This window comes from Streptomyces ambofaciens ATCC 23877, from assembly GCF_001267885.1.
In the GTDB taxonomy this organism is placed as follows: Bacteria; Actinomycetota; Actinomycetes; order Streptomycetales; family Streptomycetaceae; genus Streptomyces; species Streptomyces ambofaciens.
Window position 1 is genome coordinate 3702707 of sequence record NZ_CP012382.1, and the last position, 26503, is coordinate 3729209.

At 72.3% G+C, this 26503-nt stretch carries 30 protein-coding genes; 12 read left to right on the plus strand and 18 right to left on the minus strand.

Annotation, left to right across the window (positions count from 1 at the left end; genetic code table 11):
- The gene (locus tag SAM23877_RS16420) at window positions 1–699 is read right to left on the minus strand and encodes a hypothetical protein (RefSeq protein ID WP_053133212.1); all 699 of its coding nucleotides are present in this window, start codon (window positions 697–699) and stop codon (window positions 1–3) included.
- A 353-nt stretch (window positions 700–1052) separates the two neighbouring features.
- Between SAM23877_RS16420 and SAM23877_RS16425 the strand changes: the two genes are divergently transcribed.
- Window positions 1053–1697: a DUF5994 family protein gene (locus tag SAM23877_RS16425; RefSeq protein WP_053133215.1), complete on the plus strand. Its 645-nt coding sequence runs from the start codon at window positions 1053–1055 to the stop codon at window positions 1695–1697.
- Window positions 1694–1996, plus strand: coding sequence for a hypothetical protein (locus tag SAM23877_RS16430; protein WP_342342861.1), 303 nt, complete (start codon window positions 1694–1696; stop codon window positions 1994–1996). Before SAM23877_RS16425 ends, SAM23877_RS16430 begins: the two co-directional genes overlap by 4 nt.
- 167 nt (window positions 1997–2163) lie before the next feature.
- On the opposite strand, the gene SAM23877_RS16435 is transcribed toward SAM23877_RS16430, so the two are convergent.
- The 3 genes from SAM23877_RS16435 to SAM23877_RS16445 all read right to left on the minus strand — a co-directional run bounded on the left by SAM23877_RS16435 (window position 2164) and on the right by SAM23877_RS16445 (window position 5022).
- Entirely contained in the window at window positions 2164–3204 is a 1041-nt protein-coding gene (locus SAM23877_RS16435) for a fatty acid desaturase family protein (protein WP_053133218.1), read from the minus strand.
- Between the two features lie 172 nt (window positions 3205–3376).
- A complete protein-coding gene (locus SAM23877_RS16440) occupies window positions 3377–3796 on the minus strand; it encodes a DUF5994 family protein (protein ID WP_053133221.1) in 420 nt (139 codons plus the stop codon).
- 467 nt (window positions 3797–4263) lie between these two features.
- Window positions 4264–5022: a GntR family transcriptional regulator gene (locus SAM23877_RS16445; RefSeq protein WP_053133225.1), complete on the minus strand. Its 759-nt coding sequence runs from the start codon at window positions 5020–5022 to the stop codon at window positions 4264–4266.
- A gap of 358 nt (window positions 5023–5380) precedes the next feature.
- On the opposite strand from SAM23877_RS16445, the gene SAM23877_RS16450 reads away from it, so the two are divergent.
- Both SAM23877_RS16450 and SAM23877_RS16455 read left to right on the plus strand, forming a co-directional pair.
- Window positions 5381–5818, plus strand: coding sequence for an ATP-binding protein (locus SAM23877_RS16450; RefSeq protein ID WP_053133229.1), 438 nt, complete (start codon window positions 5381–5383; stop codon window positions 5816–5818).
- A 151-nt stretch (window positions 5819–5969) separates the two neighbouring features.
- Window positions 5970–6266: a ribosomal protein L7/L12 gene (locus tag SAM23877_RS16455; protein ID WP_053133232.1), complete on the plus strand. Its 297-nt coding sequence runs from the start codon at window positions 5970–5972 to the stop codon at window positions 6264–6266.
- A 79-nt stretch (window positions 6267–6345) separates the two neighbouring features.
- On the opposite strand, the gene SAM23877_RS16460 is transcribed toward SAM23877_RS16455, so the two are convergent.
- Window positions 6346–7107, minus strand: coding sequence for a phosphoglyceromutase (locus SAM23877_RS16460; RefSeq protein WP_053133235.1), 762 nt, complete (start codon window positions 7105–7107; stop codon window positions 6346–6348).
- 193 nt (window positions 7108–7300) lie between these two features.
- Here SAM23877_RS16460 and SAM23877_RS16465 point away from each other — a divergent pair, with 193 nt between their 5' ends.
- Entirely contained in the window at window positions 7301–8635 is a 1335-nt protein-coding gene (locus SAM23877_RS16465; RefSeq protein ID WP_053133237.1) for an MDR family MFS transporter, read from the plus strand.
- A 152-nt stretch (window positions 8636–8787) separates the two neighbouring features.
- On the opposite strand, the gene SAM23877_RS16470 is transcribed toward SAM23877_RS16465, so the two are convergent.
- Complete coding sequence (locus tag SAM23877_RS16470; RefSeq protein ID WP_053133240.1) at window positions 8788–9225, minus strand: DUF2000 domain-containing protein; 438 nt, start codon at window positions 9223–9225, stop codon at window positions 8788–8790.
- Between the two features lie 49 nt (window positions 9226–9274).
- On the opposite strand from SAM23877_RS16470, the gene SAM23877_RS16475 reads away from it, so the two are divergent.
- Window positions 9275–10084: a helix-turn-helix transcriptional regulator gene (locus SAM23877_RS16475; RefSeq protein ID WP_053133242.1), complete on the plus strand. Its 810-nt coding sequence runs from the start codon at window positions 9275–9277 to the stop codon at window positions 10082–10084.
- Between the two features lie 13 nt (window positions 10085–10097).
- Here the strand turns inward: SAM23877_RS16475 and SAM23877_RS16480 are convergent, their stop codons facing one another.
- Window positions 10098–10598: a type III secretion system chaperone family protein gene (locus SAM23877_RS16480; protein ID WP_053133245.1), complete on the minus strand. Its 501-nt coding sequence runs from the start codon at window positions 10596–10598 to the stop codon at window positions 10098–10100.
- Window positions 10591–11964 (minus strand): D-inositol-3-phosphate glycosyltransferase, encoded by a 1374-nt coding sequence (mshA, locus tag SAM23877_RS16485; RefSeq protein ID WP_053133248.1) that lies wholly within the window; start codon window positions 11962–11964, stop codon window positions 10591–10593. The genes SAM23877_RS16480 and mshA overlap by 8 nt, the downstream gene beginning before the upstream one ends.
- A 400-nt stretch (window positions 11965–12364) precedes the next feature.
- On the opposite strand from mshA, the gene SAM23877_RS16490 reads away from it, so the two are divergent.
- The 3 genes from SAM23877_RS16490 (at window position 12365) to SAM23877_RS16500 (ending at window position 16069) form a co-directional block, all read left to right on the plus strand.
- Entirely contained in the window at window positions 12365–13102 is a 738-nt protein-coding gene (locus tag SAM23877_RS16490; RefSeq protein WP_053142553.1) for a hypothetical protein, read from the plus strand.
- 179 nt (window positions 13103–13281) lie between these two features.
- Window positions 13282–14388, plus strand: a complete 1107-nt coding sequence (locus tag SAM23877_RS16495) for a C40 family peptidase (RefSeq protein ID WP_079030247.1) — start codon at window positions 13282–13284, stop codon at window positions 14386–14388.
- Window positions 14389–14659: 271 nt separating this feature from the next.
- Window positions 14660–16069 (plus strand): PP2C family protein-serine/threonine phosphatase, encoded by a 1410-nt coding sequence (locus tag SAM23877_RS16500; protein WP_053133251.1) that lies wholly within the window; start codon window positions 14660–14662, stop codon window positions 16067–16069.
- Between the two features lie 96 nt (window positions 16070–16165).
- Here SAM23877_RS16500 and SAM23877_RS16505 read toward each other — a convergent pair whose 3' ends face one another.
- From SAM23877_RS16505 to SAM23877_RS16520, 4 genes are all read right to left on the minus strand, one after another.
- Complete coding sequence (locus SAM23877_RS16505; RefSeq protein WP_162492107.1) at window positions 16166–16501, minus strand: DUF2516 family protein; 336 nt, start codon at window positions 16499–16501, stop codon at window positions 16166–16168.
- Window positions 16502–16617: 116 nt separating this feature from the next.
- The gene (locus SAM23877_RS16510) at window positions 16618–17214 is read right to left on the minus strand and encodes a hypothetical protein (RefSeq protein WP_053133254.1); all 597 of its coding nucleotides are present in this window, start codon (window positions 17212–17214) and stop codon (window positions 16618–16620) included.
- A gap of 76 nt (window positions 17215–17290) precedes the next feature.
- Entirely contained in the window at window positions 17291–17794 is a 504-nt protein-coding gene (locus tag SAM23877_RS16515) for a helix-turn-helix domain-containing protein (RefSeq protein WP_053133257.1), read from the minus strand.
- A gap of 146 nt (window positions 17795–17940) precedes the next feature.
- Entirely contained in the window at window positions 17941–18300 is a 360-nt protein-coding gene (locus SAM23877_RS16520; protein WP_053133260.1) for a winged helix-turn-helix transcriptional regulator, read from the minus strand.
- 50 nt (window positions 18301–18350) lie between these two features.
- On the opposite strand from SAM23877_RS16520, the gene SAM23877_RS16525 reads away from it, so the two are divergent.
- Window positions 18351–19241 (plus strand): NAD(P)-dependent oxidoreductase, encoded by an 891-nt coding sequence (locus tag SAM23877_RS16525; RefSeq protein WP_053133270.1) that lies wholly within the window; start codon window positions 18351–18353, stop codon window positions 19239–19241.
- A 122-nt stretch (window positions 19242–19363) separates the two neighbouring features.
- On the opposite strand, the gene SAM23877_RS16530 is transcribed toward SAM23877_RS16525, so the two are convergent.
- From SAM23877_RS16530 to SAM23877_RS16540, 3 genes are all read right to left on the minus strand, one after another.
- Window positions 19364–20419: a phosphotransferase gene (locus tag SAM23877_RS16530; RefSeq protein WP_244902952.1), complete on the minus strand. Its 1056-nt coding sequence runs from the start codon at window positions 20417–20419 to the stop codon at window positions 19364–19366.
- A 214-nt stretch (window positions 20420–20633) separates the two neighbouring features.
- The gene (locus SAM23877_RS16535; RefSeq protein ID WP_244903067.1) at window positions 20634–21374 is read right to left on the minus strand and encodes an HAD family hydrolase; all 741 of its coding nucleotides are present in this window, start codon (window positions 21372–21374) and stop codon (window positions 20634–20636) included.
- Entirely contained in the window at window positions 21374–22249 is an 876-nt protein-coding gene (locus tag SAM23877_RS16540) for a winged helix-turn-helix domain-containing protein (protein WP_079030250.1), read from the minus strand. The genes SAM23877_RS16535 and SAM23877_RS16540 overlap by 1 nt, the downstream gene beginning before the upstream one ends.
- Window positions 22250–22397: 148 nt before the next feature.
- Between SAM23877_RS16540 and SAM23877_RS16545 the strand changes: the two genes are divergently transcribed.
- The gene (locus SAM23877_RS16545; RefSeq protein WP_053133279.1) at window positions 22398–22586 is read left to right on the plus strand and encodes a hypothetical protein; all 189 of its coding nucleotides are present in this window, start codon (window positions 22398–22400) and stop codon (window positions 22584–22586) included.
- Window positions 22587–22597: 11 nt separating this feature from the next.
- On the opposite strand, the gene SAM23877_RS16550 is transcribed toward SAM23877_RS16545, so the two are convergent.
- On the minus strand, window positions 22598–23509 hold the full coding sequence (locus tag SAM23877_RS16550) for a FadR/GntR family transcriptional regulator (RefSeq protein ID WP_079030251.1): 912 nt from the start codon (window positions 23507–23509) through the stop codon (window positions 22598–22600).
- Between the two features lie 154 nt (window positions 23510–23663).
- On the opposite strand from SAM23877_RS16550, the gene SAM23877_RS16555 reads away from it, so the two are divergent.
- Window positions 23664–23849, plus strand: a complete 186-nt coding sequence (locus SAM23877_RS16555) for a hypothetical protein (RefSeq protein WP_053133286.1) — start codon at window positions 23664–23666, stop codon at window positions 23847–23849.
- A gap of 158 nt (window positions 23850–24007) precedes the next feature.
- Here SAM23877_RS16555 and SAM23877_RS16560 read toward each other — a convergent pair whose 3' ends face one another.
- Both SAM23877_RS16560 and SAM23877_RS16565 read right to left on the minus strand, forming a co-directional pair.
- Window positions 24008–25264: a GNAT family N-acetyltransferase gene (locus tag SAM23877_RS16560; protein WP_053133288.1), complete on the minus strand. Its 1257-nt coding sequence runs from the start codon at window positions 25262–25264 to the stop codon at window positions 24008–24010.
- Window positions 25265–25429: 165 nt separating this feature from the next.
- Window positions 25430–26476, minus strand: a complete 1047-nt coding sequence (locus SAM23877_RS16565) for an asparaginase (RefSeq protein WP_053133292.1) — start codon at window positions 26474–26476, stop codon at window positions 25430–25432.
- Between the last annotated feature and the right edge of the window lie 27 nt (window positions 26477–26503).

Consider the following 26503-nt stretch of genomic DNA (forward strand, 5'->3'; position numbering starts at 1 on the left):
CTACCTCCTACGGCTGCTGCGGGACGACGTCCCACCGGCGGCGGGCTTCTTACTCGCGGGCTTCGAGGCGGCGGCCTTCTTGCCCGCGGGCTTCGACGCGGCGGCCTTCTCCTTGGCGGGAGCCTTCTTCGCCGGAGGCGCTCCGGCTCCGGCCCGCTTCGCGGCAGCCTTCTTCGCCCGGCTTCGAGGGGGCGGCGCCTCTGCTTCCTCTTCCTGCTCTTCCTCGTCGTCGCCCGGTTCCTCGTCTCCTTCCTCCTCACCGTCGGAATCGTCGTCGGCGGAGTCGTCGCCGTCGGAATCCTCGTCGTCCGGCCGCTCCTCGTCGTCCGGTTGCTCCTCGTCCTCCGCCTCCGAGTCCTTGTCCGGCCCTTCTTCCTCGTCGTCGAGTCGCTCCGCGAGAGACGCGGTGCGCTGCTGCAGCGAGTCGGCCAGGGCTCCCAGACCGCGGTCGGCGGACGCGGACAGCGCGGTCCGGGCGGAGTCCATCAGCTCGCCGCGGACCTGGCCCAGCAGCTGTGTGGCCTGAGGACTCTCGGCCACCGTGCGCAGCGCTCGGGTGATCAGTTTTTTCGGGGTCAGTAGCCCTTGACCTGCGAGAACGGAGGCGGCCCCGACGGCGACCTTGCCCTTCTTGGTGCGTCCCAGGACGTATCCGGCCGCGAGGGCCGCGCCCAGAGTGGCTTTCGTTTCGGTTTCCATGAATGGCCTCAAGTCCCATCAGCGGAATCAGGCTGCTCAGGTCGCGAACGGCCTCGCCGCCCCAGCCCCCGCGCCCCTCGTGCACTCCGTGCACGTCATGCCCCCACGCCCCGGCTCGGCGGCCGGCAACCGCTCCCTCCACCCTCCACCCACATCCGGGGACACGCATCTCACCGGGACGCGGGACGCGCCGCCCGCGACGAGGACCGCCGTACGCAGGGGCCGCGGGGGCGCCACGAGGAGTACGCTGAAAAGACCGAGGACATTTCGAGCACGGGCATTCGCGCCTGGGTCGTTATCGGTGATCGAATACGCCGGGCCGTCTCCGGTCGGCCTGGGGCAGGGCGCCCGCCATGACTGCGACCATCTCCCGCCCGACCACATCCGAAGGCCCGACGACATCCGAAGGCCCGGCGACATCCGAAGGCCCGACGACATCCGAAGGCCGACGCTCCGCTCCGGCCCTGCGGCTGTCGCTCGCTCCCGCCGGTTCCGCACCGCTCCTGCTGGACGGTGCCTGGTGGCCGCACTCGCGTGATCTCACGGCCGAACTGCCCGCTCTGGCGGCCGTGCTCGACCCGCTGTGGGGACGGATCACCCGGGTCACGCTCAATCCCGCGCAGTGGCCGGTCGTCCCGCGCAAGGTGCCCGTGGCAGGGCACGTGGTGAAGACGGGCTGGCTCCGGTTCGAACAGGACGCGCACGAACTCCTGCTGCTCTCCTACCACGTGGGCCGCTGGAACCTGCTGGTGGTGCCCCCGCAGACGTCTCCCGCCACGGCCGCCTGGCTGATGGCGGCGGCGAGCGACCCTCGCCGCGCCGCGACCGCGACCCGCCTGATGGCGGACGCCGCGAGCCTGACGGCGACCGCCCGCGTCGACCGTGACGGGATGGCGGTCTGGGAGTCCGAGGGGGGACACGAAGCCGGTACGCCCGTCGTCCCGGCGCAGGACGGAGTGACCGGTGCGGCGACGGCGGACCGGCCGGAAAGGGCGTGAGGACCGTGGACACCTTCGTGATGGTGATCGTGCTGCTGGCGGTGATCGCGGCGGGGGCGTTCCTCATCCACCGGCTCAACTCGCTGCACGGTGAACGGATCGCCGCCTTCCACTACCGCCGCGACGGCGTGGTCGCGCCCGGCCAGGGGTCCCCCGCCGGGCAGGCCGCCCACCGCGGGACCGCCGCGTCCAGCGGCACCGACGAGCACCGGGAGCACCGGGAGCACCGGGAGCACCGGGACGGCGGACGCGGACGGCTGCTGCGCCCGCGACGCCGTACCCACCGGAAGACGGTGTGATCCCGGGCCCACCGGCCCTGCTGAGCGTCCTCGACCGGCTGCCACCGGACGGGAGGCGACGCTGCTCCGGTCGGCGCGTCGCCCTCCTGGACAGGGACGCGCCGGCCGGAGCCCTCGACGCCGAAGCCGGCTGAAGCGGCGGCGCCCTCCTGTACGGCGCTCGGCGCCTAACCCCGGACGCGGGCCTCTCGCAGGGGTGCGCCGGCCCGGTGCAGGCTGCCGAGCACCAGCCGGTACGAGGTGATCAGCCCCGTCTCCGCGTACTCCACGCCCAGGTCCCGGCAGTACTGCCGGACGATGATGCGGGCCTTGCGGAGATTGGGGCTCGGCATGCTCGGGAACAGATGGTGCTCGATCTGGTGGTTGAGGCCGCCGAGCGCGAAGTCCGTGAACCGGCCGCCGTCGACGTTGCGCGAGGTGAGCACCTGGCGGCGGAGGAAGTCCGGGCGGTTGTCCGCCGACAGGATCGGCATGCCCTTGTGGTTGGGCGCGAAGACGGAACCGAGGTAGACGCCGAACAGGCACTGGTGGACGGCGAGGAAGGCGAACGCCATGCCGAGCGGCAGCACCCAGAACAGGGCGGTCAGGTAGACCGCGCAGTGCGCGAAGAGCAGGGTGCCGTCGAGCGCCCGGTGCTTGAGCGAGCGGTTGGCGATCGCCCTGCCGCTCGACACGTGCAGGTTGAAGCCCTCCAGCGTCAGCAGGGGGAAGAACAGGAACGCCTGCCGGCGGCCGAGCAGACGCGGCAGCCCCGTGGCGGCACGGGCCTGCTCCTGGGTCCAGACGAGCAGGTCGGGGTCGATGTCGGGGTCGAGGTCCTCGGTGTTGGGGTTGGCGTGGTGACGGGTGTGCTTGTCCTGCCACCAGCCGTAGCCCATGCCGATCCAGGACGCGGCGATCCGCCCGGACACCTCGCTCGCCCGGCGCCGGCGGAAGACCTGACGATGGGCCATGTCATGGGCGACCAGGGCCACTTGCCCGTACAGGACGGCCATGAAGGCGGCGACCGCCAGCGTCCACCAGGAGGGGCCGACGAGGACGAACGCGGCCCAGCCGGTGATGTAGAGCCCGGCGACGGCGCTGATCCGCAAGGTGTAGTAGCCGGGGCGGCGCCCCAGCAGTCCTGCCTCCGTGATCTTCTTCGACAGCCGGGCGAAGTCGCTGCCGGGGTGGTCGGAACGGGGTGCGCGGGCCGTGACAGTGGTCATGAGGCGAAGCTCTCTGAGAAGGGGGCGGGCGGCGCGAAGCGGCACCCGAAGGAGGCGCTGCGGACGGGTGGACACACGGACGTACCTACGGCGGCGCGAACTCCGGCGGCCATGGGTACCCCGGCCGGTGGGTCCCACACCGTCGGCCCAACACCCGCGTCGGAGACGGTCCTCAGACTCCCCCGTCGGTGCCGGGTGCGCGGTCGTCCAGGGCGGCGGCCATGAGAGTGGCGGCGGCTTCCTCCGTGGTGTCCGGCGGCACGACGAGCAGGTCCCAGCGGCCATGGCCGGGGGAGAGCAGGACGACGGTGTCCGGGGCGTGCCGCGCGGCCGCCTTGTGCAGGTGCACGACCTGGTTGGCGACGAGCATGCGGCCCGGCCCCGCCGACCAGGCGGCGCCGTTCACGGTGACGCTGACGATGTCGCCCCACGCGGTCGGCAGCGCGGCGAGCAGCTGAGGGAGCTGCGCCAGAAGGTCGCGGGAGTGCGGCCACCACACCCCGTCGATCCGGCGCGGCAGCACACCGCGGGGCGTGAGGCGCAGGCGGAGCAGGGGAAGAGGGGGCGGTGTGGCCGGGGTTGCGGCGATCACGTGATTTCTCTCTGACGAGGCGGGCCGCGAGCGGATCACCGCGGCCGACGTTCCGTGGCACGGCTGGGGAGGGAGCGCGGCGCTGTTCCTGTCCCGTCGTACGCCCATGGCCGGCGCTGAGACGGGTTCGGGCGGGGGTGTCGAGCGGCATGAGCGGAACTCCGGGCCGCGGTGCGGGACGCGCCCATTCCCTGAGCCCCTCGGACCGGCGCCGGCCCCCGGAGATCCCCGGGAGAGGGAAAGGCCGACCGGCCTGCCGTGACCACGGGATCGCCGGCACGGGCGCGGACGCACAAGGCGGGAGGATGCGGGGCGGGTGGACCGTTCTGGGCGATGAACCGCCGATGGTCACCGGGGGTGGAGCCGGTCCGCCACCGGCGTGCTTGATGCCCTCGGTCCCCTCAGCGTACTCCCCACCCCGTAAAGACGGCGTGACGGTCGGTCACCGACGCGTGCACAGCACGGGTTCAGGCGTCGAAGTCGTACTCCAGGATGTACGAGGCTGCGTCCAGCGTCATCTCGTTGATCTCGACCGGACGGCCTTCGTCCGTGAATGCCGTGCGGCAGATGAGGATGACCGGTGTCCCGGCGGACATGCTCAACTCCGCCGCCTCGTCCTTCGACGGCATACGCGAGCGGATCTCCTCACGGAAGTGCACGGGCTCGTGGCCGAGTTCGGCGAGCCTGGCGTACGTACCGCCCGCCCCGGTGTCCTCCTGAGTGATCGCCGACCCGGCGACCAGGGACGCGGGCAGATAGCTCGTCGCGAGCAGGACGGGCTTGCCGTCGAGCACGAAGCGTCGGCGCCTCACGCACACCGTCTCCTCGCCGGCGAGTTCCAGGACCCTGCCCACGCGGTCGGGGGCGGCCTCCTCGGACACGGTGATCCGGTCGACCTCGAGCGACCGGTTCTCGATGTCCGCCGACCAGATGGAGCGGCCGCCGCCCCACTGCTGCGGGGCCAGGCGCTGGATGCCCCGGCGCCGGAGGGGCCGGTACTCGCGGACGAACACACCGGCTCCCTTGCGGGCTTCGGCGACGCCTTCGTCACGGAGGACACCCAGGGCCTGGCGGGCCGTCATACGGGCCACGCCGTACGTGGCCATGAGGTCGTTCTCCCCCGGAAGCCGCTCACCGGGACCGTACTCGCCCGACCGGATCGCCTCGCGCAGAGCGTCCGCGATCCTCTGGTACTTGGGCCGACGGTCGTCTTCGGTGCTGGCCATCCCGTGGACCTCCCTCTCTTCTCTAGACACCTTAGGCCACGGGTTGAGGCTTCGCTCGCTGCGTGTAGCCGCGACGTGCGGGCCCGCCTGCACGAGGTCGCTTCACGCGATTCACGGGACATCTCTAGAGAGCATGCACTAACGTACATGTCTAGAGAGGTCGCGGTGACCTCCGAGGCGAGGAGTGTCGTATGGCGCCATTCGGGACCGATCCTTCGACTGCCGTGGGGTACATGCGGTCGGCGGCGACAGTGACTACACCGACGCGCGTCGGCGCGGCCAAGACCAAGCTCCCTGACCCGGGGAGCCCTTGGGGCCTCCGCCGCTACCGCCACCCCGGGCAGTGAGAGCGAGTCCGATGGCCTACATCGTCGACCGTCACCCCTGCGAGGAATCTCCGCGTCTCGGCGCGATGTTCCTGCCGCCCGTGGCGGAATCCGTACCTCGCGCCCGGCGCTGGTTCCGGAAATTCATCACCCCCTACGACCCGGCCTGTTCCGTCGACGACTGTGTCCTGTTGATCTCGGAGCTGGTGACCAACGCCGTCGTCCATGGCCGGTCGGACGAGCCCTGGGTCGTCCGTCTGGAATGGTTCCGCGAGGGGACCTCCCTCCGGGTCGAGGTGCACAATCCCGGACTCCCGGAGCACGTGCGGCTGCGGCACCCCGACGCCGACGAGGCGCACGGACGAGGACTGCTCCTGGTCGACTCCATCGCCGACTCCTGGCATTCCGCGGCCTGCCCCCTCGGTGGAACGGTGGTCTCCTTCGAGATGGCCAACGCCTGGCCGGCCTGAGCGCCCTCGCAGAACACCTGGGCCAGTCCGGCCCCGGCCCAACTCTGTAGGTGCCCATCTCATGCCGAGCAGCCGCCGGCGCACCCGAAAAGCCGTGGCTGCCGTCTTCGAGGGCGCATACGCTCCCGTTCGCTGAGGCAGGAGGGGCGAGATGTCCGACGAGGAGTCCACCGACTACTACACGCTGCTCTGCGACGACCCGTCCCACGAGGTGATGCTGGTCAACTGCGGGCCCCGCGAGATGGATGTGATCCTGGCAGTGCGCAAGGTGACCGGGCACAGCTTGTGGCACAGCCGGGTCCTGGCGCGCCAAGCGCCCGTCACCCTCCTTGGGGGTCTGTGTGCGTACAGGGCCCAGTCCGCTGTCGCTGTGCTCCAGAGCGCCGGCGCGAGAGCGGAGTGGAGACAGGAGCCGGAGCCCGGAGAGCACACGGCCCCATCGCACTGACGGCGGGAGGCGGCCCACAGGCAGCGAAAAGCCCCCTCCTGGCGGAGAAACCGCAGGTAGGGGGCTTACTCGTGAGCGCTTACTTCTTCTTGCCCTGGTTCTTGACCGCCTCGATCGCCGCCGCGGCCGCGTCCGGGTCGAGGTAGGTGCCGCCGGGGTTGAGCGGCTTGAACTCGGCGTCCAGTTCGTAGGAGAGCGGGATGCCGGTCGGGATGTTCAGGCCCGCGATGTCGGCGTCCGAGACGCCGTCGAGGTGCTTGACCAGGGCGCGCAGCGAGTTGCCGTGGGCCGCGACCAGGACCGTGCGGCCGGTGAGGAGGTCGGGGACGATCGCGTCGAACCAGTACGGGAGCATCCGGACGACGACGTCCTTGAGGCACTCCGTCTGCGGGCGCAGCTCCGGCGGGAGGGTCGCGTAGCGCGCGTCGGAGAACTGGGAGTACTCGGCGTCGCGGTCCAGCGCGGGCGGCGGGGTGTCGTAGGAGCGGCGCCACAGCATGAACTGCTCCTCGCCGAACTCGGCGAGGGTCTGGGCCTTGTCCTTGCCCTGGAGGGCTCCGTAGTGGCGCTCGTTGAGGCGCCAGTGGCGGTGGACGGGGATCCAGTGGCGGTCGGCGGCCTCCAGCGCGAGCTGGGCGGTGCGGATGGCGCGCTTCTGCACGGACGTGTGGACCACGTCGGGCAGCAGGCCGGCGTCCTTGAGCAGCTCGCCGCCGCGCGTCGCCTCCTTCTCGCCCTTCGGGGTGAGGTTGACGTCCACCCAGCCGGTGAACAGGTTCTTCTCGTTCCACTCGCTCTCGCCGTGGCGGAGGAGGATCAGCTTGTACGGTGCGTCGGCCATGGGTCCGAGCGTAATCGAACCCCCTCACCGTCCGCGCGGGGCGCCCGATGGACGGACGGTTGACGGGAAGTGCTAATCGACTGGCCGGGCCGGGCCGACCGTTCGTAGGTTGTGCGTCGTAGGGGGTTCGTAAGACGCGTGTGTCGCGTCCGCCGCTTACAGCTGCCGGTCGCGCCAACCTGACGGGGGTCCCATGCCAGTCGCCGGACTGAGACGTGCCGCACGGGAGACCGTCTCCGGGCTCCCCCGCGAGTTCTGGTGGCTGTGGACCAGCACCCTGGTCAACCGGCTCGGTGCCTTCGTCGCCACCTTCATGGCGCTGTACCTGACCATCGACCGCGGGTACTCGGCCTCGTACGCCGGGATGGTCGCCGCGTTGCACGGGCTCGGCGGGGTCGTGTCCTCGCTGGGGGCCGGGGTGATGACCGACCGGTTCGGGCGGCGGCCGACCCTGCTCGTCGCCCAGGTCTCCACCGCGCTGTCCGTCGCCCTGCTCGGCTTCGTGCGCGACCCGGTCGCCATCGCGGCCGTCGCCTTCCTGGTCGGCATGGCCAGCAACGCCTCCCGGCCCGCCGTCCAGGCGATGATGGCGGACATCGTGCGCCCCGAGGACCGTATCCGGGCCTTCTCGCTCAACTACTGGGCCATCAACCTCGGCTTCGCGGTCTCCTCCATGGCGGCCGGGTTCATCGCCGAGGCCAGCTACCTCGCCGGGTTCCTGATCGAAGCGGGCATGACCATGGCCTGCGCCGTCCTCGTCTTCGTCAAGCTGCCCGAGTCCCGGCCGGAGCCGGCGTCCGGCAAGGGCGGGGCCACCGACGCCTCCGCGGCGGGCGCGCCGGCCGTCTCCCTCGGGACGGTCCTGCGCGACGGGCGCTACATGAGCGTCGTCGGGCTGTCCTTCCTCATCGCCCTGATCTTCCAGCAGGCCTACGTGGGGCTGCCGGTGGCCATGGGCGAGGCCGGGTTCACGCCCGCGGACTTCGGCCTCGCCATCGCGGTCAACGGCGTCCTGATCGTCGTCCTGCAGATTCCCGTCACCCGGTTCATCCAGCACCGGGACCCGCGGCTGCTGCTCGTCGCCTCGTCCCTGCTCGCCGGGTACGGCTTCGGGCTCACCGCCTTCGCCGGGTCGGTCGGCGTGTTCGCGCTCACCGTGTGCGTGTGGACGCTGGCCGAGATCGTCAACGCCCCGACCCAGACCGGCCTCGTCGTCCGCCTCTCCCCCGTGCACGGGCGCGGGCGCTACCAGGGCATGTACACCATGTCCTGGGCGGTCGCCGCCCTCGTCGCCCCGCTGATGTCCGGCTTCGTCATCGACCACTGGGGCGCCGAGTGGCTCTGGGGCGTCTGCGCGGTCGTCGGCACGGTGGCGGCGGCGGGGTACTGGGCGCTCATGCGGGGGCTGCCGCGCGAGGACGACGAGGCGACGGCCCGCCCCGGACCCGGCTCCTCCGAGCCCGACTTCTCCGAGCCCGGCCCCTCCGACGCCGCCGCGCCGACGAGGACCGAGGTCGGCACCGCCTGACGAGCGCCGGAGCGCCGGCACCCCTGCCCGCCCCGTCCCGACGGGTGCACCCTCTCCCACCCGAGGGGCGCGCCCCTCCCTCCCCACGGGTGCACCCTCTCCCCGCCCCCACGGGTGCACCCCTCCGCCCCCACGGGTGCACCCCTCCGCCCTCACGGGTGCATCCGCGCCCCCTTCAGCACCTTGTCCACCGCGTTCTTCGGGCCGTGGACCGCGAGGCCCACCAGGTCCAGCTCCGCCGTGGCGACCGCCCGCACCGCCGCGCGGTTGTCGCGGTCGTTGCCCGTGGTGAAGAGGTCGGAGGTGAACAGCGCGCGGGGCAGGGCGCGGGACAACGCACGCGTGTGGGCGTTCGTCAGCGTCTCCTTGGTGCCCTCGAAGACCAGCACCGGCTGCCGGAACATGGGCAGGTAGCCCACCGCGTCGGCGTCCTCGTACGGCTCCCCGATCACCTCGGGGAACTGCGTGCTCAGGCCGCTGACCAGGAAGGCGGTGACGTTGAGGCGCTGCCAGGTCTCCAGGTCCTCGCGCAGCAGGACAGCGATCTTGGTGTCGAAGCGGATGGGTTCGTCAGCGTCGTGCGTGCTCATGGAGTGAGACTGCCGCTCGGCGCGCGGTCGGGTCTTGTACGTTTTTTGCATGGCCGACCGGCGGAACGACCAGCGGAACGTCTCCGCCTGGCGACCCCGCGTCCCGGGCGTCGTCGAGGTCTTCCACGCCCACTACACCGAGTACGCCTACCCGATGCACGTCCACGACGCGTGGACGCTGCTCATCGTCGACGCCGGGGCCGTACGGTACGACCTGGACCGGCACGAGCACGGCACCCCGCACGACACGGTGTCGCTGCTGCCGCCGCACGTGCCGCACAACGGCTCCCCCGCCACCCCGGACGGCTTCCGCAAACGGGTCCTGTACCTGGACGCCACCCGGCTGGGCGACGACCTGATCGGGCCGGCCGTCGACGCTCCCGACCTGCGTGACCCGGTGCTGCGGCGGCGGGTCGGGCTGCTGCACGCCGCGCTCTCCCGGCCCGGTGACGAGCTGGAGGCGGCCAGCAGGCTGACCCTGATCGGCGAGCGGCTGCACGAGCACCTGCGGCCCGGGGACGGCCCGAGCGGTGTGCGCCGGGACCCCGTTCTCGCGCGGCGGCTGCGGGAGCTGCTCGACGAGCGGGTCGTGCCGGGGATCGGGCTGGAGGAGGCGGCCTCGCTCCTGCCCGCGCATCCGGCCCACCTCGTACGGGCGTTCAGCGGCGCCTACGGCATCGCGCCGCACCAGTACCTCATGTCCCGCCGCGTCGACCGGGCCCGGCGGCTGCTGCTGGCGGGGCGGACCCCGGCGGACGTGGCGGCGGCCACCGGCTTCTACGACCAGGCGCACCTGACCCGGCACTTCAAGCGGCTGGTGGGGGTCACGCCGGGGCGGTACCGCACCAGCGGACGTTGAGCCGGGGGCCGGGTCAGTCGCCGGAGCGCTCGATCAGGTACTGGAACGCCTCCAGGTTGCGCGTCGACTCCCCGCGCGAGGTCCGCCACGCGTGCTCCTTGCGGATGGCGGACGCGAAGCCCAGCTCCAGCAGGGTGTTGAAGGAGCCGTCGGCGGCCTCCAGGACCTGGCCGAGGAGGCGGTCGACCTCGTCGGCGGTGACGGCGGCCAGGGGCAGTTTCGCGGTGACGTAGATGTCGCCGAGGCGGTCGACCGCGTAACTCACGCCGTACAGCTTGAGGTTGCGCTCCAGCAGCCAGCGGTGGACGGCCGGTTCGTTCTCGTCGGGGTGGCGGATGACGAACGCGTTCAGGGAGAGCGAGTGCCGGCCCACGATCAGGGAGACCGTCGTCGACAGTTTGCGGGTGCCGGGGAGCTTGGCGACGTAGGTGCCGGGCTCGGGGCTCTCCCACTCCAGCTCGGCGTCCTTCAGGGCGCCTTCCAGGACCTGTGCCGCCTTCTGTGCGTCAGCCATGGTGGGAGCGTACGCGACGGCGGTGGGACTGGATCGCGGCCGTGTAGGCGTCGGCGGTCGCGGCGGCGGAGCTGTCCCAGCCGAAGGACCGGGCGTGCCGGGCGGCGGCCTCGCCCATCCGGGACGTCAGCTCCGGGTTGTCGGCGAAGTCGCGCAGCACGCGCGCGTACGCGGCGGGGTCGTGGCCCTCGACGAGCCGGCCGGTGTGTCCGTCGCGCACGGCCACCGGGAGACCGCCGACGGCCGCGGCGAGCACCGGCGTGCCGGCGGCCTGCGCCTCTATGGCGACCAGTCCGAAGGACTCGCTGTAGGACGGCATCACCAGCACGGAGGCGGCCCGGAACCAGTCGGCGAGCTGCTCCTGGCCGACGGGCGGGCGGAACCGTACGACGTCGGCGATGCCGAGCCGCGCGGCGAGCTTCTGCAGGCCCTCCGGCTTGGCGAGGCCGCTGCCGCTGGGGCCGCCGACGACCGGGACGACGATGCGGGAGCGCAGCTCGGGGCGTTCGTCGAGGAGCACGGCCACGGCGCGCAGCAGCACGTCCGGCGCCTTCAGGGGCTGTATGCGGCCGGCGAAGAGCGGGATCAGCGCGTCCTGGGGCAGTCCGAGGCGGGCGCGGGCGGCGGCGCGCGCGGACGCCACGTCCCCGGTGCCGGGGTCGGAGCCCTTGGGGAAGGGGCGGAACCGGTCCAGGTTCACGCCGGGGTGGACGACGGCGACCTTCGCCGGGTCGGCGGCGTAGTGGCGGACGAGTTCGTCGGCCTCCTCGGCCGTGTTGGCGATCAGGCGGTCGGAGGCGGCGACGATCTGCGTCTCGCCGATGACCCGCGCGGCCGGTTCGGGGGTGTCTCCCTCGGCCAGGCTGGCGTTCTTGACCTTGGCCATGGTGTGCATGGCGTGCACCAGCGGGGCGCCCCAGCGCTGGGCGGCGAGCCAGCCGACGTGGCCGGAGAGCCAGTAGTGGGAGTGGACCAGGTCGTAGTACCCGGGGCGGTGACCGGCCCAGGCCTGCATCACTCCGTGGGTGAAGGCGCACAGCTGGGCCGGCAGCTCCTCCTTGGCGAGGCCCTCGTAGGGGCCCGCGTCGACGTGCCGGACCAGGACGCCGGGCGCCAGCTCGACGGTGGGCGGCAGGGCGGCGGTCGTCGCGCGCGTGAAGATCTCGACCTCGATGTTGATCGCGGCGAGGCGCTGCGCGAGTTCGACGATGTAGACGTTCATGCCGCCGGCGTCGCCGGTGCCGGGCTGGTGGAGCGGCGAGGTGTGCACGGAGAGCATGGCGACGCGGCGGGGCCTGCGCAGCAGCCGGAGCCGCGGGGAAGCCGCCGGTGAGCGACGCCCGAGCCTGCTGACGTACTGGCTCACGAGCCGATCCTCCTCGCTGCGGGCATGCCGGTCGGAGGACACGCGCCGCCCTCCAAGAGGTGGGAACACCGGATGACGGTGCTCCATTTCCGGTTTCCCGACCTTTGCCGAATCATTACCGCTGATCGATCAACCGTTCGAGGGGGCGTTGCGTCAGAAGCGTCGGACGGGAGAGCCGCGCCCGGGCGACGGAACCGACCGCACACCCCCGCGGGGACCGGCCGCACACCCCCGCGAGGTCCGGCCGCACATCTCCCGCGAGGACCGGCCGCATACCCTCGTACGCATGCCGCCCCGCCCGACCGACCACCCCCGCTCCCGGCCCCGACCGTCGGGCAAGGGGCCCCAGGTCGTCGGCACGGTGACGCGCGGGACGACCAACCCGAACCGGCTGCGCCGCATGGACCGCTGGATCGCGGCCGCGCACGGTGCGGAACTGCGCCGCGCCGCCGACCCCGTCGCCGTCGACCTCGGTTACGGCGCCGCCCCCTGGACCGCCGTCGAGCTGCTGCACCGCCTGCGCACGGTCGCGCCGCACGTGCGCGTGGTGGGCGTGGAGATCGACCCGGCGCGGGTGGCGGCGGCCGAGCCGTACGCGCGCGCGGGGCTCGTCTTCCGGCACGGCGGCTTCGAGGTCCCCCTCTCCCGCCGGCCCCTCCTCATCCGCGCGGCGAACGTGCTGCGCCAGTACGACGAGGGCGAGGTCGCCGCCGTCTGGCAGCGGCTGTGCGCGCGCCTCGCGCCGGCGTCGGAGCACTCGCTCGGCGGGCTCCTGGTCGAGGGCACCTGTGACGAGATCGGGCGCCGGCACGTGTGGGTGGCGCTCGGGCCCGAAGGGCCGCGCACGGTCACCTTCGCGACCCGGCTGGGCTCCCTCGACCGCCCCTCCGACCTGGCGGAACGACTGCCGAAGGCGCTCATCCACCGCAACGTCCCCGGGGAACCCGTGCACGCCTTCCTGCGCGACTTCGACCGGGCCTGGGCCGCCGCCGCACCCTACGCCTCCTACGGCGCCCGCCAGCGCTGGATGCGGGCCGTGCGGGACCTGACGGCCGACTGGCCGGTGACGGACGGGCCGGTGCGGTGGCGCCAGGGCGAAGTGACGGTGCGGTGGGAGGCGTTGGCGCCGCGCGCCTGAACCGACGGTCGGGAACGATCTCCGTGCGGCGTTCGTCACACAGCGGGGGAATCGTCGTACGGCGAGACAGAAGGGGGGAAGGAGAAGGAAAGCACGACCTCTGTCGCTTTCCTCGGCGGCATGGCACGATCCCCCAGGCGACCTATGTTACTGACGGTTAATCAGTTTGGGGGCGAGGTATGCGTACGGGGAAGCATGGCTTGATGGCCGCTGCCGTGACCGTGGTCTGCGCGGTCACCGTGCTCGCGGCACCGGGCACGGCGTTCGCGGATCCCGGCCCCACCCCGTCGCCCGGCACCCCCAGCGCCTCCCCCGCCCCGGCGGCCACGCCCGACAAGGACCTGGAAGCCGTACGCAAAAAGCTCGACAAGCTCTACCGCGCGGCGGCCTCGGCCACGGACGAGTACAACGCCGCCGAGGAGAAGGCGGACCGGCAGTCCGCCGAGATCGTCGAACTGGCCAAGAAGATCGTCAAGGGCCAGGAGAAGCTGGACGGACTGAAGGACCGCGCGGGTGCGGCGGCCCGCTCCCAGTACCGCACCGGCGGCCTCCCCGACGAGGCCAAGCTGCTGCTGAGCGACGACCCCGAGGACTTCCTCGACGGCACCGGCCGGGTGATGCAGGGCCAGCGCGCGACCAAGGGCCTGCTCGGCGAGATGGCGCGCACCCAGCAGGACCTGAAGGCCTACGCCGCGGACGCCTCCGCCCAGTTCGAGAAGCTGGAGGCGAACCGCAAGGCCAAGGCCACCGCCCAGAAGAAGATCGAGAAGCAGATCGCGGCGGCCGAGAAGCTGGAGGCCGACCTGGCGCAGGAGGAGAAGGAGCGCCTGGCCAGGCTGGAGCGGGAAGCCCAGGCCAGGGCCCAGACCGCCTGGCTCGACTCCGGCATCCTCGAGGATCTCGACGCCGAGGCGACCGAGCGGGGCAGGAAGGCCGTCGAGTACGCCACCGCCCAGGTCGGCAAGCCGTACCAGTGGGGCGCCGAGGGCCCGAAGGCCTTCGACTGCTCCGGCCTGACCTCGCAGGCCTGGGTGGCGGCCGGAAAGTCGATCCCGCGCACCTCGCAGGAGCAGTGGAAGCAGCTGAAGCGCGTCGACGTCGCGGACATGCGGCCCGGCGACCTGATCATCTACTTCGACGACGCCAGCCACGTGGGCATGTACGTCGGCGACGGCTCCGTCGTGCACGCTCCGCGTCCGGGGCGCTCGGTCACGATCGCGGGCGCGGGCTCGATGCCCATCCTCGGCGTGGTGCGTCCGGACACGGGCACGGCCCCCTCGGAGTGACCCGGCCCACACGCCTCGCACCAAAGGCGTGAGCAGGGCCACGTGACCCAGTCCACGCGCCGGCGCCCGCCCCGCGTGACGTTCGTCATCCCCGGCCCCCGGTCGACGTGTCCAACTGCGGTACAGAACGCGGCATATGACAGTGGCCGATGGCGTGCCGGCGTGTCCTGGACCATTCCGCAGCGGCACCGTCACCCGCTATGGTCCCCGTCGGTGGGTCGAGGTCCTTCGCCCCGCCATGCCCTCGGGGGGAGGGAAGGAAACCAAGACGATGCCCGTACCCGTACCGCGGCAGAGGGCGATCCCGGCCGTGGAGTGTGGTCAGGCGCCCGCCGCGTCCCCGGACAGCGGCCCTTCCACGGAACAGGCCCCGACCGGGACGGCCCCGGTCGAAAGCCCCACCAGCCGGCGAGAGAACCCGACGGAGAAGCGCGAGAAGACGACGGAACGGACCAGGGACGAGCGCGAGAGCGCCGTCCCCACCAACCTGACGGTGCTGCTGATCGAGGACGATCCGGGCGGCTCGCCGATCGTGCCCGACCTGCTCGACCCGGCCGGCAAGCCGATCCGCGTCCGCACGGCCCGCAACCTCACCGAGGCCGGGCGGCTGCTGACCGACGACGTCCACTGCATCCTGCTGGACCTCGCGCTCTCGCCCGCCCCGGCCCGCACGAGCGCCGAGGGCGGCGACGGTGCCGGTGACGGAGCGGACGAGCTGGCGGTGCTCCGGCACGTGCTGGAGCTCGCGCCCCGGCACGCCGTGCTCGCGCTCACCTCGTCCAGCGACGCCGAGCGCGGTGCGGAGGCCGTGGCGGTCGGCGCCCAGGACTACCTGTTCCGCGACGAGCTCGACGGCCGGCTGCTGAGCCGGGCGATCCGCTACGCCGTCGAACGCAAGCGGTCCGACTCGGCGGAGCGGCGCCTGGCCGAGGGCCGGCTCCGCGCCCAGGAGAACCGCCGTCTGGAACGCGGCCTGCTGCCCACCCCGCTGCTGGCCGGCTCCTCGCTGCGCTTCGCCGCCCGCTACCGCCCGGGCCGCTCCCGGGCCCTGCTCGGCGGCGACTTCTACGACGTCGTCCGCACCCCGGACGGCACCGTGCACGCCATGATCGGCGACGTCTGCGGGCACGGCCCGGACGAGGCGGCCCTCGGCGTGGAGCTGCGGATCGCCTGGCGTGCGCTGACCCTCGCGGGGCTCTGCGGCGACCAGCTGCTGGGGACGCTCCAGCAGGTGCTGGAGCACGAGCGCGCGCACGACGAGATCTTCGCGACCGTGTGCACCGTGGACATCACCCCGGACGGCCGTCGCGCCGGTCTGTGCCTGGCCGGGCATCCGGCACCGCTGATCGCCGGCCCGGGCACGCCCGCACGGCTCCTGCCCTACGACAACAACGGCCCGGCGCTGGGGCTGCTGCCGGGCGCCCGCTGGCCGCGGATGCAGGTGGAGCTGGGCGCCGAGTGGAGCCTGATGCTCTACACCGACGGCCTCATCGAGGGCCACGTCGGCCAGGGCCGGGAGCGGCTCGGCCAGGACGGCATGGTGGAGATGGTCCGCCGCCAGTTCGCCGAGGGTCTCCAGGGCGAGCAGTTGCTGCGGGCGACCGTCAACGAGGTCCGCGAACTCAACGGCGGCGAACTGGCGGACGACGTGGCCGTGGTCCTGCTGGACCGGTCGGCCTGAGCCACCCGGCCCCACCGAGGGCTCAGCGCCACCCGATGTGCGGGCCGGCCTCGGCGCCGGTCTCAGCATCCCCCGGTGCGCGGGCCGGCCTCGGTATCAGCGTCCGCCGTTGTACGGGCCGTAGGGGCCGTCGCTGCTGGAGCCGCGGCGGGTGCTGCGTCCGCCGCCCGGCAGGCCGCGCAGCGCGGGCCGCACGTCGACCATGTACACGATCGTCGCGATGAGACCGATGATCGGCAGGAACGACAGGATGTTGAAGATCAGGTTCACCACGAAGGCGAGCCCGAGGATGATCAGCCAGAACGGCTTGGTCTTCTTGTCGGCCGCGCGGTAGGCGTCCTCACGGCGCGTGGCGGCGTCGATCAAAGCGAAGCCGCTGAAGAGGATCAGGGCCATGCTCAGCAGCCACATGAAGTCTGCGAACCCCTGCATCAGCACAACGTCCACCACCAGAGTCGGGTCGTTCTTACGCGGTCACCGTACCCGGAGAACGGGCCGGACACCCCAAGGGTGCCCGGCCCGTTCCCCGCTCGACTCGCCCTTCGCCCCTACTTCGCGGGCGGGGCCGTCTTCTTGGCGGTGGTGCTCTTCTTGGCCGGAGCCTTGCGCGGGGCGGGCGTCTTCTGCGCCGCGGCGGACTTGTCGTCGCTGACCTCGACCGGCTGGGGCTTGGAGGGCTCGACCGCGATGGCGAGCTCCTCCACCTCCCCGGCGACGTCCTCGATGCCGTCGGCGGCCTGGCCGCGCCAGGTGCGCACCGCCTGCTCACCGCGCTCGGCGACCTTCTCGTAGGTCTCCCGGGCCTTGACGGCGTACTCGGCGGCCACGCCGACCGAGCGCAGCGCGAGGTCCTGGGCGGTCTCGCCGAGCTTCTTGATGTCGGTGTCGAGGGAGCCGAAGAGCTCGTTGGCCTTGGCCTGGAGGCTGCCCTGCGTCTCCTTGACGCGGGCCGTCGCCTTCTCCTGGACGGCCTTCGGGTCGGTGTTGCGCACGGCCTCGATACGCGCCGGGGCCTCGGCGCGCAGCTGCTCCACCAGCACCGGCACCTTCTTGGCCTGCTGGAAGGCCAGGTCGGCGGTGCCCGCGGCGAAGTAGAGCGGGGTGGGGTCGCTGAGGGTCTTGCGCAGGTCGTCGGTGATGGCCATGGTGATGGTCCTCCGGAAGGTACGTGTCGCTGAGGGTTGTGTGGTGGTCCCGCGCCCGGCCGGCTGCTCGCTCCCGCTATCCGGCCGTCTGCTGCGGGCCGGCGTCACCGCCGCCGGTCGTACGGGGGTCGAGACCGGGTATGGAGGCCGCGACCCCGGCGGTGCCGCCCGCCGTCGCGTCCTCGTACCGCGCCGCGTCGTCCGCGCCGCCCGCGTCGTCCGCGTCGGTCCCGAAGCCGTTCTCCTTGCGGAACGACTCGTAGATCTGGAGCAGCACCTGCTTCTGCCGCTCGTTGAGCGAGGGGTCGGCGAGGAGGACCGCACGCGTCTCCACATCGTCCCGGTCCCGCTCCGCGTCGAGGATCCCGGCGCGCACGTACAGCGTCTCGGCGGAGATCCGCAGGGCCTTGGCGACCTGCTGGAGCACCTCCGCGCTCGGCTTGCGCAGCCCGCGCTCGATCTGGCTCAGGTACGGATTGGACACGCCGGCGGCGTCGGCGAGCTGGCGCAGCGACAGCTGCGCGTTGCGCCGCTGCTCGCGCAGGTACTCACCGAGATTGCCGACGTTGAGCGATGCCATGCCTCCACCATGCAACACGTCGCTAACTATTGCAAGCAGGTGCTTGCAATAGTGCGCTACGCGTCGCCGCGTGTCCCCGTACCCACTTTTTTGTGGGTACTTGGCAGGGCGTCGCCGCCGTCCGAAGCTGAGGGGGCGGGTGGACGTCAGGAGGCCGTGCGGACGGCGGCCTCCGGTCCTGCCAGCCGGTCCAGACGGCGATGGCCCCAGTCGGAGAGGGGGGAGAGGGCCTCGGCGAGCTCGCGGCCGAACGCGGTCAGCGCGTACTCGGTCTTCAGCGGCAGCACGTCGTACACCCGCCGGTCCACCAGACCGTCCGCCTCCATCTCGCGCAGGGCCTGGGTCAGCACCTTCTCGGTGAGACCGGGCGCCTTGCGGCGCAGTTCGGCCGGACGGTGCGGGCCGGACTCCAGCAGCCACAGCAGCGTGGTCTTCCACTTGCCCTCGATCACGGCGATCGCGGCGGTCACTCCGCAGACGTTCGGATCGTGGCGCCGGTGTGCCATGGGGTGCCCCCTTCATCAGCAATTGTTCACTACGTTACGGGAGTTGAAGCATGTCCGCACAGACCGACCAGCCCGCCGCCGTCACCGTCCTCGGGCTCGGCCCGATGGGCCGGGCGCTGGCCGCCGCGTTCCTGGACGCCGGGCTGCGCACCACCGTCTGGAACCGCACGCCCGGCCGGGACGCCGAGCTGGTCGCCCGGGGCGCGGTCCCGGCCTCCTCGGCCGCGGAGGCCGTCGCGGCCGCCCCGCTGACCGTCGTCTGCGTCGTGAACTACGACGCCGCGGACGCCGTACTGCGACAGGACGCCGTGACCGCCGCCCTCAAGGGCCGTACGGTCGTGAACCTCAGCGCTGACATCCCCGATCGCGCCCGGGACGCGGCCGAGTGGGCCGCCCGGCACGGCGTCCGCTACCTGGACGGCGCGATCATGACGCCCACGCCGTCCATCGGCACGGACGACGCCGTGTTCCTGTACAGCGGCTCCGAGGAGCTCTACGGGGAGCACCGCCCCGTACTGGCGGCGCTCGGCGGCAGCCACACCCACCTCGGCGAGGACGCCGGACGGGCCGCCGCCTACGACGTCGCGCTGCTCGACATCTTCTGGACCGCGATGGCGGGCTACTCGCACGCCCTCGCCGTGGCCCGGGCGGAGGGCGTCACCGGGGCCGAGCTCGCGCCGTTCGCCCAGGGCATCGCCGCGATCCTGCCGCCGCTGTTCACCGAGTTCGCCGCCGACACCGACGCCGGCACGTACTCGGGCGAGCTGAACCCGATCACCTCGGCCGCCTCGACCATGGCGCACGTCGTCCACGCCTCCGAGGCGCACGGCATCGACGCGAGCCTGATGCGGGTGATCGAGGGCCAGGCCCGCCGGGTCATCGCGCGCGGGCACGGCGGCGACGGCTACACCCGCGTCGCCGAGGTGATCACCGGGCGCTGACGGGCGTGGCGCGGGGACGGCGGGCCGCCTCCTTCGCCGGCGAGTACCAGGACTCCACCCGGTACTCGCCGGCGAGGTCCCGGAGGTGCGTCGGCTCGGGCGCCTCCGCCGCCGCGGGGAGGCTAGTGCCTCGCGGGCCCCGCCTCCACGGCCGGGGCCCCGGCGGTCCCGCGGTGCCGGCGGATCAGCGCCGCCATGATCCGCCGCCGGCTCGGCACGTGCTCCAGGCCGAGCGGCCCGGCGGCGGCGGCCAGGGCGTCCTGCAGCCTCCCCGCCACCCGCGGGAGGGCGGACCAGCGCAGGCCGGTCTCGTCGCCCAGGGACATCGCGGCGCGCACGGTGTCCGTGTAGACGGACTGCGCCCTCTTGAAATCCGTGATCAGCCGCAGGTCGCGCTCCCATCCACGGGAACTTCCGGGGCGGATTCCCTCCACCGCCGCGCACCATTCCCGGATCAGGCGCGCCTCCTGATCGGCTGGATACCGCATCAGGTACAGGTGGGTGGCCAGGTCGTAGAGCGGGTCGCCGACCATCGCCAGTTCCCAGTCGATCGTCCAGAGACCGCCCTCGGGGTCGAGGACGAAGTTCTCCCGGTGCAGGTCCGCGTGGAGCAGGCAGAAGGGCCGTTCCGTCAGCCCGGCCACGTTCTTCGACAGCCGGACCAGGGATTCGTCCCGTAGGCCCAGTTCCGCGAAGAGCGTGCCGAACTCCGGCCGGTTGGCCGCGTAGACCTGCTCCTCGACGAAAGCGACGAGGCGTCCCAGGAAACCGTCGGTGTCCCCGTCCTCCGGCGCGTCCTGGGGCGAACAGCGCCGCTCCACGCGCAGCGTCCGGGCCGTGATGGGCACCATCTGCCGGAACAGGCCGACGATCTGCGCGAACACCGGGTCGGGCACCCGCCGGCCCCACCACCGGTGCGCGCCGAGGGTCCGGCCCTCGATGAACGTCTGGAGTCCCATGCCCTCGACGTCGACGATGTCGGGCACCCGGTCGATCCGGCCCTTCAGCCCCCGGAGCAGCTCCTCCTCCGACCGGAAGCACCTGCGGTCGAACCAGAGACTCGTGGAGCGCGGCTCCCGCAGCTTCACGGGTCCCGCCCCACCCGGCGGCGAGAGCACGTACGTCTCGTGGTGGTAACCCCGGAGCGGGCCCCTGACCAGGGACGTACCACCACTCATCGCTTCGGCTCGCTGCCTGACGGGCGAGGCCAACTGGGGTGTCATCCTGTGCGTTCTGCCCGTCCCGGTGGTGCCAGTGGGGTAAGACGGACGGCACGTTACTCCACCGTCCTCGAACGCACGTGGAGAACCCGGCCGTCGGACGGCTCCCGTCCCCGCCCCGGGGGAACGGGCGCACGCCCGAGCGGTGACAGACCCCCGGCGAGATTCCCTGTCAGGCTCTCTTCGGGCTCCACAGCATCCGCAGCAGCGGTTCGAAGGAGGCGACGAGGGTGTCGGCGCCGGCGTCCCTGAGGAGCTTCGCCTTGCGTTCGTCGCGGGCGTAGCCGAGGAAGGGGACGCCGGCCCGCCGGGCGGCCTCGCAGTCGGAGGGGGTGTCCCCGATGAACAACGATCCGGACGGGTCGGCGCCCAGCGCGCTGAGGGCGCGGACGAGAGTGTGCGGGTCCGGTTTGAGCAGCCCGAGTTCCCGTGTGCGGCCGTAGACGTGCGGGGCGAAGCACGGCAGGAGGCCCCGGCCGGTGAGGTAGGCGCGCACGATGCGCGGGGAGTTGTTGGTGGCGACGGCCAGGCGCACGCCCACGGCCGTCCAGGTCCGGATCAGCGGGTCGGCGTACGCGGTCGGCATGGCGGAGGCGGTGGCCCGCAGCTCCTCGTGGGTGAGGCGTTCCTCCAGTTCCTCGACCAGGTCGCTGCGGGGGTGCCGGCGGTCGACCGCGCGCAGCACCGCGTGCGGGTCGGGCGACTCCCGCTCGGCCTCGGTCAGCAGTTCCCGCAGCCCGCGCCGTTCGAGCCACTCGACGAGGTCGCCCGCCACCCGCTCCGCCCGGTGCCCGGCGAACAGGCGGCAGATCGGCCCGTCGAAGTCCCAGAGCACGAAGCGGGCACCGCTCACCAGCCGCTCGAGGTTCGCCGTGTCCGGCACCGGTCCGGTCCGCGTCGCATCAGAAGTCACTAGGAGAGTGTCATGTCCGAGGTGATGGTTTCCCAGAGGGCGTCGAACCACTTCTGCGATTCCTCCACGAACACCGCGTCCCGGTGCCCCGCCCGCTTCAGGAAGGAGAACAGCAGCGACTGGGAGCCCAGGGCGTCGTACATCTCCAGCGTCCGGCTCTCGTACTCCTCCTCGCGCCGGGTGAGCATGTAGTAGCCGAACAGGGCCTCCTCGCCGTTGAGCAGGTAGAGCTTGGTCGGCGGGGTGAACGGCAGCGCGCGGAAGGCGATGTGCACGTCGATGCGGTGGGTGGACCGTACGGCGTGCAGGTTGTGCTGGAGGACCCGGGCCTGGGCGTTGCGCATCTGGAGCCAGCGCTGGTGGACCGGGTCGTCCTCCTCGTCCTCGACCAGGACGGGGAAGGCCAGCGCGATGTCCCGCGACGGCATCAGGACGCGGAAGTCGATGGACTCCGGGTGGATGCGGCCCTCGTGGATCAGGCGGAGCGGCTCGCTCAGGGCCAGCATCAGGGTCTCCGAGGTGTGGCACACCACGTCGACCCGTACGCGCGGTACGGAGAACGCCTCCGACAGCCGGGGCCCGAGGGACACCATGGTGGGCTGCGGCTCGCCCCGGGGTGTGGCGGGCTCCGCGATGCGGGGCGGGCTGCCCTTGCTGACGTTGGTGAGCAGGCCGTCCTCCTGGAGCGCCCGCAGGGCCTGGCGGACGGTGCCGCGCTCCACGCCGAACTCGTCGGCCAGCTCGGCCTGGGTGGGCAGGCGGTCGCCGGCCCTGAGGTCTCCCCCGCGGATCCGCTCCCGCAGGACGTCGGCGATCTCCTGGGACGAGAGCCTTCTGCTGCCGTTCACCGAGACGTTCTCCTGAGTCACGACCAAACGCTACAACTCCGACCTGCCTACAGGGAGTTGTTTGAAACTTGTTTATAACTAGCAGCCAAGTGGGGACAACATAGTCAGAGTTGGTTGCCAACTTGGTCTAGTTGGCGGAAGTTTTCCATCCTGAACTTCCGAAGGGGGAAAGACCATGCCCGTCCTCGCCCTTGTCTCCGCGATCCTCGTCGTCACCTTCGAGCAGATCGTCCAGTGGAAGTACGGCGCCACCGGCATCATCGGCCTGCTCCTGCTCACCGTGGGCATCAAGGCCAAGAGCCCCACCGTCAGCTCCGCCGGAGCGGTGGTGCTGGCCCTCCTGGTCGCGGGGCCGGCCCTGTGACCGGGAGGTGATCACGCCGTGAGCAGCAGCTCCGAACTGATCGTCTCCCACAGCGCGTCGAACCACAGCCGCGACTGCTTCACGAACACCCCGTCGCGCAGACCACCGGTCCGCTCGAAGGCGAACAGCGTCGAACGGATGCCCTCCGCGTCGTACATCTCCATCGGCTCGTGATCGATCTCCCGCTCGCGCCGGCCGACGGTGTAGTACGCGAGGAGGGCTTCCGTGCCGTTGAGGACGTACAGCTTCACGGGCGGGGTGAAGGGCAGCGCCCGGAAGGTGACGCGCACGTCGATGCCGTGGGTGGCCCGCAGGCTCAGCAGGTTGTGCCGGAGCACCTGGCCCTGGGCGTTGCGCATGGCCAGCCACCGCTCGTGCACCGGGTCCCCGTCCCCGTGCCCCGTCACCGCCACCGGGAACGCCAGCTCGACGTGGCGGCCGGGCAGGAGCACGCGAACGTCGATCTTGGCCGGTTTCAGTCGCCCCGCGTGGACCAGGCGCAAGGCCTCGCCGATGGCGAGGGTGAGGGAGACCGAGGTCAGGCACAGGGCGTCGATCTCGACGTGCGGGGCGGCGAAGGCCTCGGCGATCCGGGGCGCGAGGACGGCCGTGGTGGGCATGGGCGGCGCCCCGGGCCCGGTCAGGGTGCCGTGCGGATCGGGCGCGACGGTCGCGGGGCTCCCCTTGGACACATTGGTGAGCAGACGTTCCGACTGAAGGACGCGCAGGGCCTGGCGGACGGTGCCGCGCTCCACGTCGAACTCGTCGGCCAGCTGGGCCTGGGTGGGCATGCGCCGACCCGGCTGCAGCTCACCGGACCTGATCCGGGCGCGCAGCTCGTCGGCCACCTCGCGAGGGGACCGCTGTGGCCGCTGCGGTCTCTTCCGTCCGTTGACGGGGGCATGTTCCGGCTCCACGACCAAACACTACAACTTCCCGCCATCTTTGGGCAGTTCAAGGAAAGGTGGTTATGAGTCGCTTCCAAGCGGAGATAAGTACAGTGAAGTTGGCAGCCAACTTGAGCAACGTGGTCGAACCTTCCAAGGGTTGGCCACCACGGTGAACAGGGGGTCCACCATGCCGCTCATCGCCCTCGTCGTCGCCGCTCTGGCCATCGGGTTCGAGCAGCTCGTGCAGTGGAAGTACGGGCCGATGGGGATCATCGCGTTCGTCGCGCTGTCCATCGGCATCAAGGCGAAGAACACCATGATCGGCGGTGTGGGCGCGGTGATCCTCGTGATGCTGCTCGCACAGTCCGGCTGAAGACGTACTGCTGTCCGGGCCCCCTTCCGGAGGGGAGCCGGGAGCCCGGACAGACAGTCGGCACCACCGCACGACCGGTACCACCGCACAACAACCACAACTGAAGAGCACGCGCTACGGATGCGCGCACCCACCCGTCACCGGCAGAAGGGAGCAGCTCAGAACATGTCCGGGCACCAAGGCCGCCTGGACGTACGCAGCAGGGCGTCGGCCACCCGGGCGGCGCCCGCTCGTATCTCCCGGACCCGGCCCAGCGCGGCCAGCCGCACGGCCGACTCGTCGCCCAGCCACAGCGCCGCCAGCTCGGCCACGTCGAGCACGAGGTGGGCGCTCTCGGTGGTCGGCGTGCAGGACGCCCCGTCCGCTCCCGCCTCCAGCCGCCACCGCCCGCCGCTCAGCCCCGCCCGGTCCTCGACCTCCAGCACCAGCGAGCCCGCCCCCTCGTACGTGCGCGCCTCCAGCGCCCGGACGACGTCCAGGATCCGCACCCACAACCAGTCGGCCTGCGTGGTGATCCTGGCCGCGCGCGGGTCCGGCAGGAGGTGCGGGAGCAGGTCGTCGGGGGACCGCCAGCCGCTCTTCACCGTCGTGACCCAGTCGATCGAGCACAGGTAGCTCCACAGGGCGCGCTCGGCGGCCGGTGTCACCGCCAGCAGCCACTGCACGGTCGCCGTGTTCAGCGGCTGCTTGGCGTCGCCCCAGCGGTCGTCGGCCTTGTACGAGACCATGCCCTCGACCTCGCCCTCCGCCGAGCGGTACACGGCGTAGAAGGGCTCGGTCCACGGGGAGCCGTCCGTGCTCAGCACGCCGGTCCGGATCTGCCACCACAGCTCGGCCCGGCTGACCGCGCCCGGCTGGGCCCGGCGCAGCCGCTCGTGCAGCTCGGGGCCGAGCTTGCGGACGTCCTCCCCGTCCACGAGGTCGATCCGGCCGCCGTCCTCCGGGGCCGACCAGCGGGCGTCGAGGCCGGCGCGGGGCACGTCCACCGTCCACTCGGTCATGGTGGTGGCGGGGCCGAAGCCGTACCGGCCGTAGATCGGGTACTCGGCCGCGATCAGGGTCGCGAGGACGTCCCCGCGCTCCTTCGCCGCCGCCAGGTCCTGCGCCATCATGCGGGTGAGCAGGCCGCGGCGGCGGTGGGTCGGGGAGACGGTGACGTTGGAGATCGCGTCGGCCGGGACGAGGGCGCCGCCGACGGCGGTGACCTCCTGGTCGAAGGACCGGAAGGTCGCCACACAGCGCTCCCCGTCGAAGGCGCCGATCGAACGGCCGGGCACGAACAGGTGGCGGCGGGCCTCCAACTGCTCCGCCGCGACGGCGGGCGGCATCAGGAACCCGGTGTTCAGGGCCCGCTGCCAGTCGGGGAACTCGGCCTCGGTGATGGGGCGTACGTCGATGTCGGTGCGGCTGGTCATGACCTCACGGTAGGTCGGCGACCCCGCCCGCGTCGCGGGCATTTACGCGCGGCCCGGCCCCCCGTACGGGCCCCCGTACCCGGCCCTCGTATCGACCCTCGTATCGACCCTCAGTCCGCCCCTCCGCGCGGCCCCGCGCCGGCCCGGGCCCGGCCCCTCCCGCCCTCAGAACGCGGCCCGGATCTCCCCCACCTCGCGCCCGCCGCCCAGCAGGGGCGCACGGCCGATGCGGTCGACCACGGGGCCCTCCACGCCCACCAGCGTCAGCGCGCGGCCCAGGACCGGCCCGAGGGCCCGGGTCGCACCGTCCTCCACCTTGAAGGCGAGGGCGCGGCCGTCCGGCAGGGCCACCGCCTGGACGGCCTCCGCGCCCATCTTGGACAGGGCGCCGGGCACCTCGCGCATCAGCCAGGTGTCCGGGCGGCGGGTGCCGGCGACGTACTCGGGGTGGGCGCGCATCGCTTCGGCCACCCGGCGCTCCGCCGTGCCGGGCCCGGCGCCGACGAAGGAGCGGAAGGCGCGGGCCAGCCCGACCAGGCCGATCGCCATCAGCGGCGCCCCGCACCCGTCCGTGCCGACGGCGGCGACCGGCTCACCCGCCGCCTCCTCCACCACCTCGTGGATGATCCGCTGCAACGGGTGCTCCGGGTCGAGGTACGTCTCCAGCGGCCAGCCCCGCTGCGCGCAGACCGCCAGCATCGCGGTGTGCTTGCCGGAGCAGTTCATGGTGATCCGGTCGGGCGACGCGCCCGACGCCAGGTAGGTGTCCCGCTCCTCGGGGTCCAGGGGCAGGTCGGCCGGGCACTGGAGCAGGGCCGGGTCCAGGCCGTACTCGTCCAGCATCTTGCGGACCAGGTCCCGGTGAAACGATTCTCCGGAGTGGCTCGCGGCGGCCAGCGCCAGCCGCTCCCCCGAGAGGTCGAGCCCGGCCCGCAGCACACCGGCCGCCTGCATCGGCTTGTTGGCGGAGCGCGGGAAGACGGGCGCCGTCACGTCCCCCAGCGCCAGCTCCACCGCCCCGTCGGCGCCCAGCACGACCAGCGCGCCCCGGTGCCGCCCCTCGACGAAGCCGGACCGGACGACCTCGGCGAGGACGGGCGGTACGACGGGCGAGGGGGCGGACGGGGGCGCGGACCGACGGGCGTCCCCCCGCTCGGGCGGAGCGGAGAGCGGGGAGGGATCGGTCGGCTGGGACGGCTGGGGCGCGGGCATCGGCGGTGGCCTTCCGGACGGGTGACC

Excerpts from the sequence above, each read along its gene's own strand:
- SAM23877_RS16450 (WP_053133229.1), top strand. The coding sequence starts at position 5,381 with ATGGCCTACATCGTCGACCGTCACCCCTGCGAGGAATCTCCGCGTCTC.
- SAM23877_RS16425 (WP_053133215.1), top strand. The coding sequence starts at position 1,053 with ATGACTGCGACCATCTCCCGCCCGACCACATCCGAAGGCCCGACGACA.
- SAM23877_RS16445 (WP_053133225.1), bottom strand. The coding sequence starts at position 5,022 with ATGGCCAGCACCGAAGACGACCGTCGGCCCAAGTACCAGAGGATCGCG.
- SAM23877_RS16475 (WP_053133242.1), top strand. The coding sequence starts at position 9,275 with ATGGCCGACCGGCGGAACGACCAGCGGAACGTCTCCGCCTGGCGACCC.
- SAM23877_RS16435 (WP_053133218.1), bottom strand. The coding sequence starts at position 3,204 with ATGACCACTGTCACGGCCCGCGCACCCCGTTCCGACCACCCCGGCAGC.
- SAM23877_RS16520 (WP_053133260.1), bottom strand. The coding sequence starts at position 18,300 with ATGGCACACCGGCGCCACGATCCGAACGTCTGCGGAGTGACCGCCGCG.
- SAM23877_RS16480 (WP_053133245.1), bottom strand. The coding sequence starts at position 10,598 with ATGGCTGACGCACAGAAGGCGGCACAGGTCCTGGAAGGCGCCCTGAAG.
- SAM23877_RS16460 (WP_053133235.1), bottom strand. The coding sequence starts at position 7,107 with ATGGCCGACGCACCGTACAAGCTGATCCTCCTCCGCCACGGCGAGAGC.
- SAM23877_RS16525 (WP_053133270.1), top strand. The coding sequence starts at position 18,351 with ATGTCCGCACAGACCGACCAGCCCGCCGCCGTCACCGTCCTCGGGCTC.
- SAM23877_RS16560 (WP_053133288.1), bottom strand. The coding sequence starts at position 25,264 with ATGACCAGCCGCACCGACATCGACGTACGCCCCATCACCGAGGCCGAG.
- SAM23877_RS16455 (WP_053133232.1), top strand. The coding sequence starts at position 5,970 with ATGTCCGACGAGGAGTCCACCGACTACTACACGCTGCTCTGCGACGAC.
- SAM23877_RS16470 (WP_053133240.1), bottom strand. The coding sequence starts at position 9,225 with ATGAGCACGCACGACGCTGACGAACCCATCCGCTTCGACACCAAGATC.
- SAM23877_RS16555 (WP_053133286.1), top strand. The coding sequence starts at position 23,664 with ATGCCGCTCATCGCCCTCGTCGTCGCCGCTCTGGCCATCGGGTTCGAG.
- SAM23877_RS16490 (WP_053142553.1), top strand. The coding sequence starts at position 12,365 with ATGGACCGCTGGATCGCGGCCGCGCACGGTGCGGAACTGCGCCGCGCC.
- SAM23877_RS16500 (WP_053133251.1), top strand. The coding sequence starts at position 14,660 with ATGCCCGTACCCGTACCGCGGCAGAGGGCGATCCCGGCCGTGGAGTGT.
- SAM23877_RS16420 (WP_053133212.1), bottom strand. The coding sequence starts at position 699 with ATGGAAACCGAAACGAAAGCCACTCTGGGCGCGGCCCTCGCGGCCGGA.
- SAM23877_RS16515 (WP_053133257.1), bottom strand. The coding sequence starts at position 17,794 with ATGGCATCGCTCAACGTCGGCAATCTCGGTGAGTACCTGCGCGAGCAG.
- SAM23877_RS16495 (WP_079030247.1), top strand. The coding sequence starts at position 13,282 with ATGCGTACGGGGAAGCATGGCTTGATGGCCGCTGCCGTGACCGTGGTC.
- SAM23877_RS16545 (WP_053133279.1), top strand. The coding sequence starts at position 22,398 with ATGCCCGTCCTCGCCCTTGTCTCCGCGATCCTCGTCGTCACCTTCGAG.
- SAM23877_RS16505 (WP_162492107.1), bottom strand. The coding sequence starts at position 16,501 with ATGCAGGGGTTCGCAGACTTCATGTGGCTGCTGAGCATGGCCCTGATC.
- SAM23877_RS16530 (WP_244902952.1), bottom strand. The coding sequence starts at position 20,419 with ATGAGTGGTGGTACGTCCCTGGTCAGGGGCCCGCTCCGGGGTTACCAC.
- SAM23877_RS16510 (WP_053133254.1), bottom strand. The coding sequence starts at position 17,214 with ATGGCCATCACCGACGACCTGCGCAAGACCCTCAGCGACCCCACCCCG.
- SAM23877_RS16565 (WP_053133292.1), bottom strand. The coding sequence starts at position 26,476 with ATGCCCGCGCCCCAGCCGTCCCAGCCGACCGATCCCTCCCCGCTCTCC.
- SAM23877_RS16465 (WP_053133237.1), top strand. The coding sequence starts at position 7,301 with ATGCCAGTCGCCGGACTGAGACGTGCCGCACGGGAGACCGTCTCCGGG.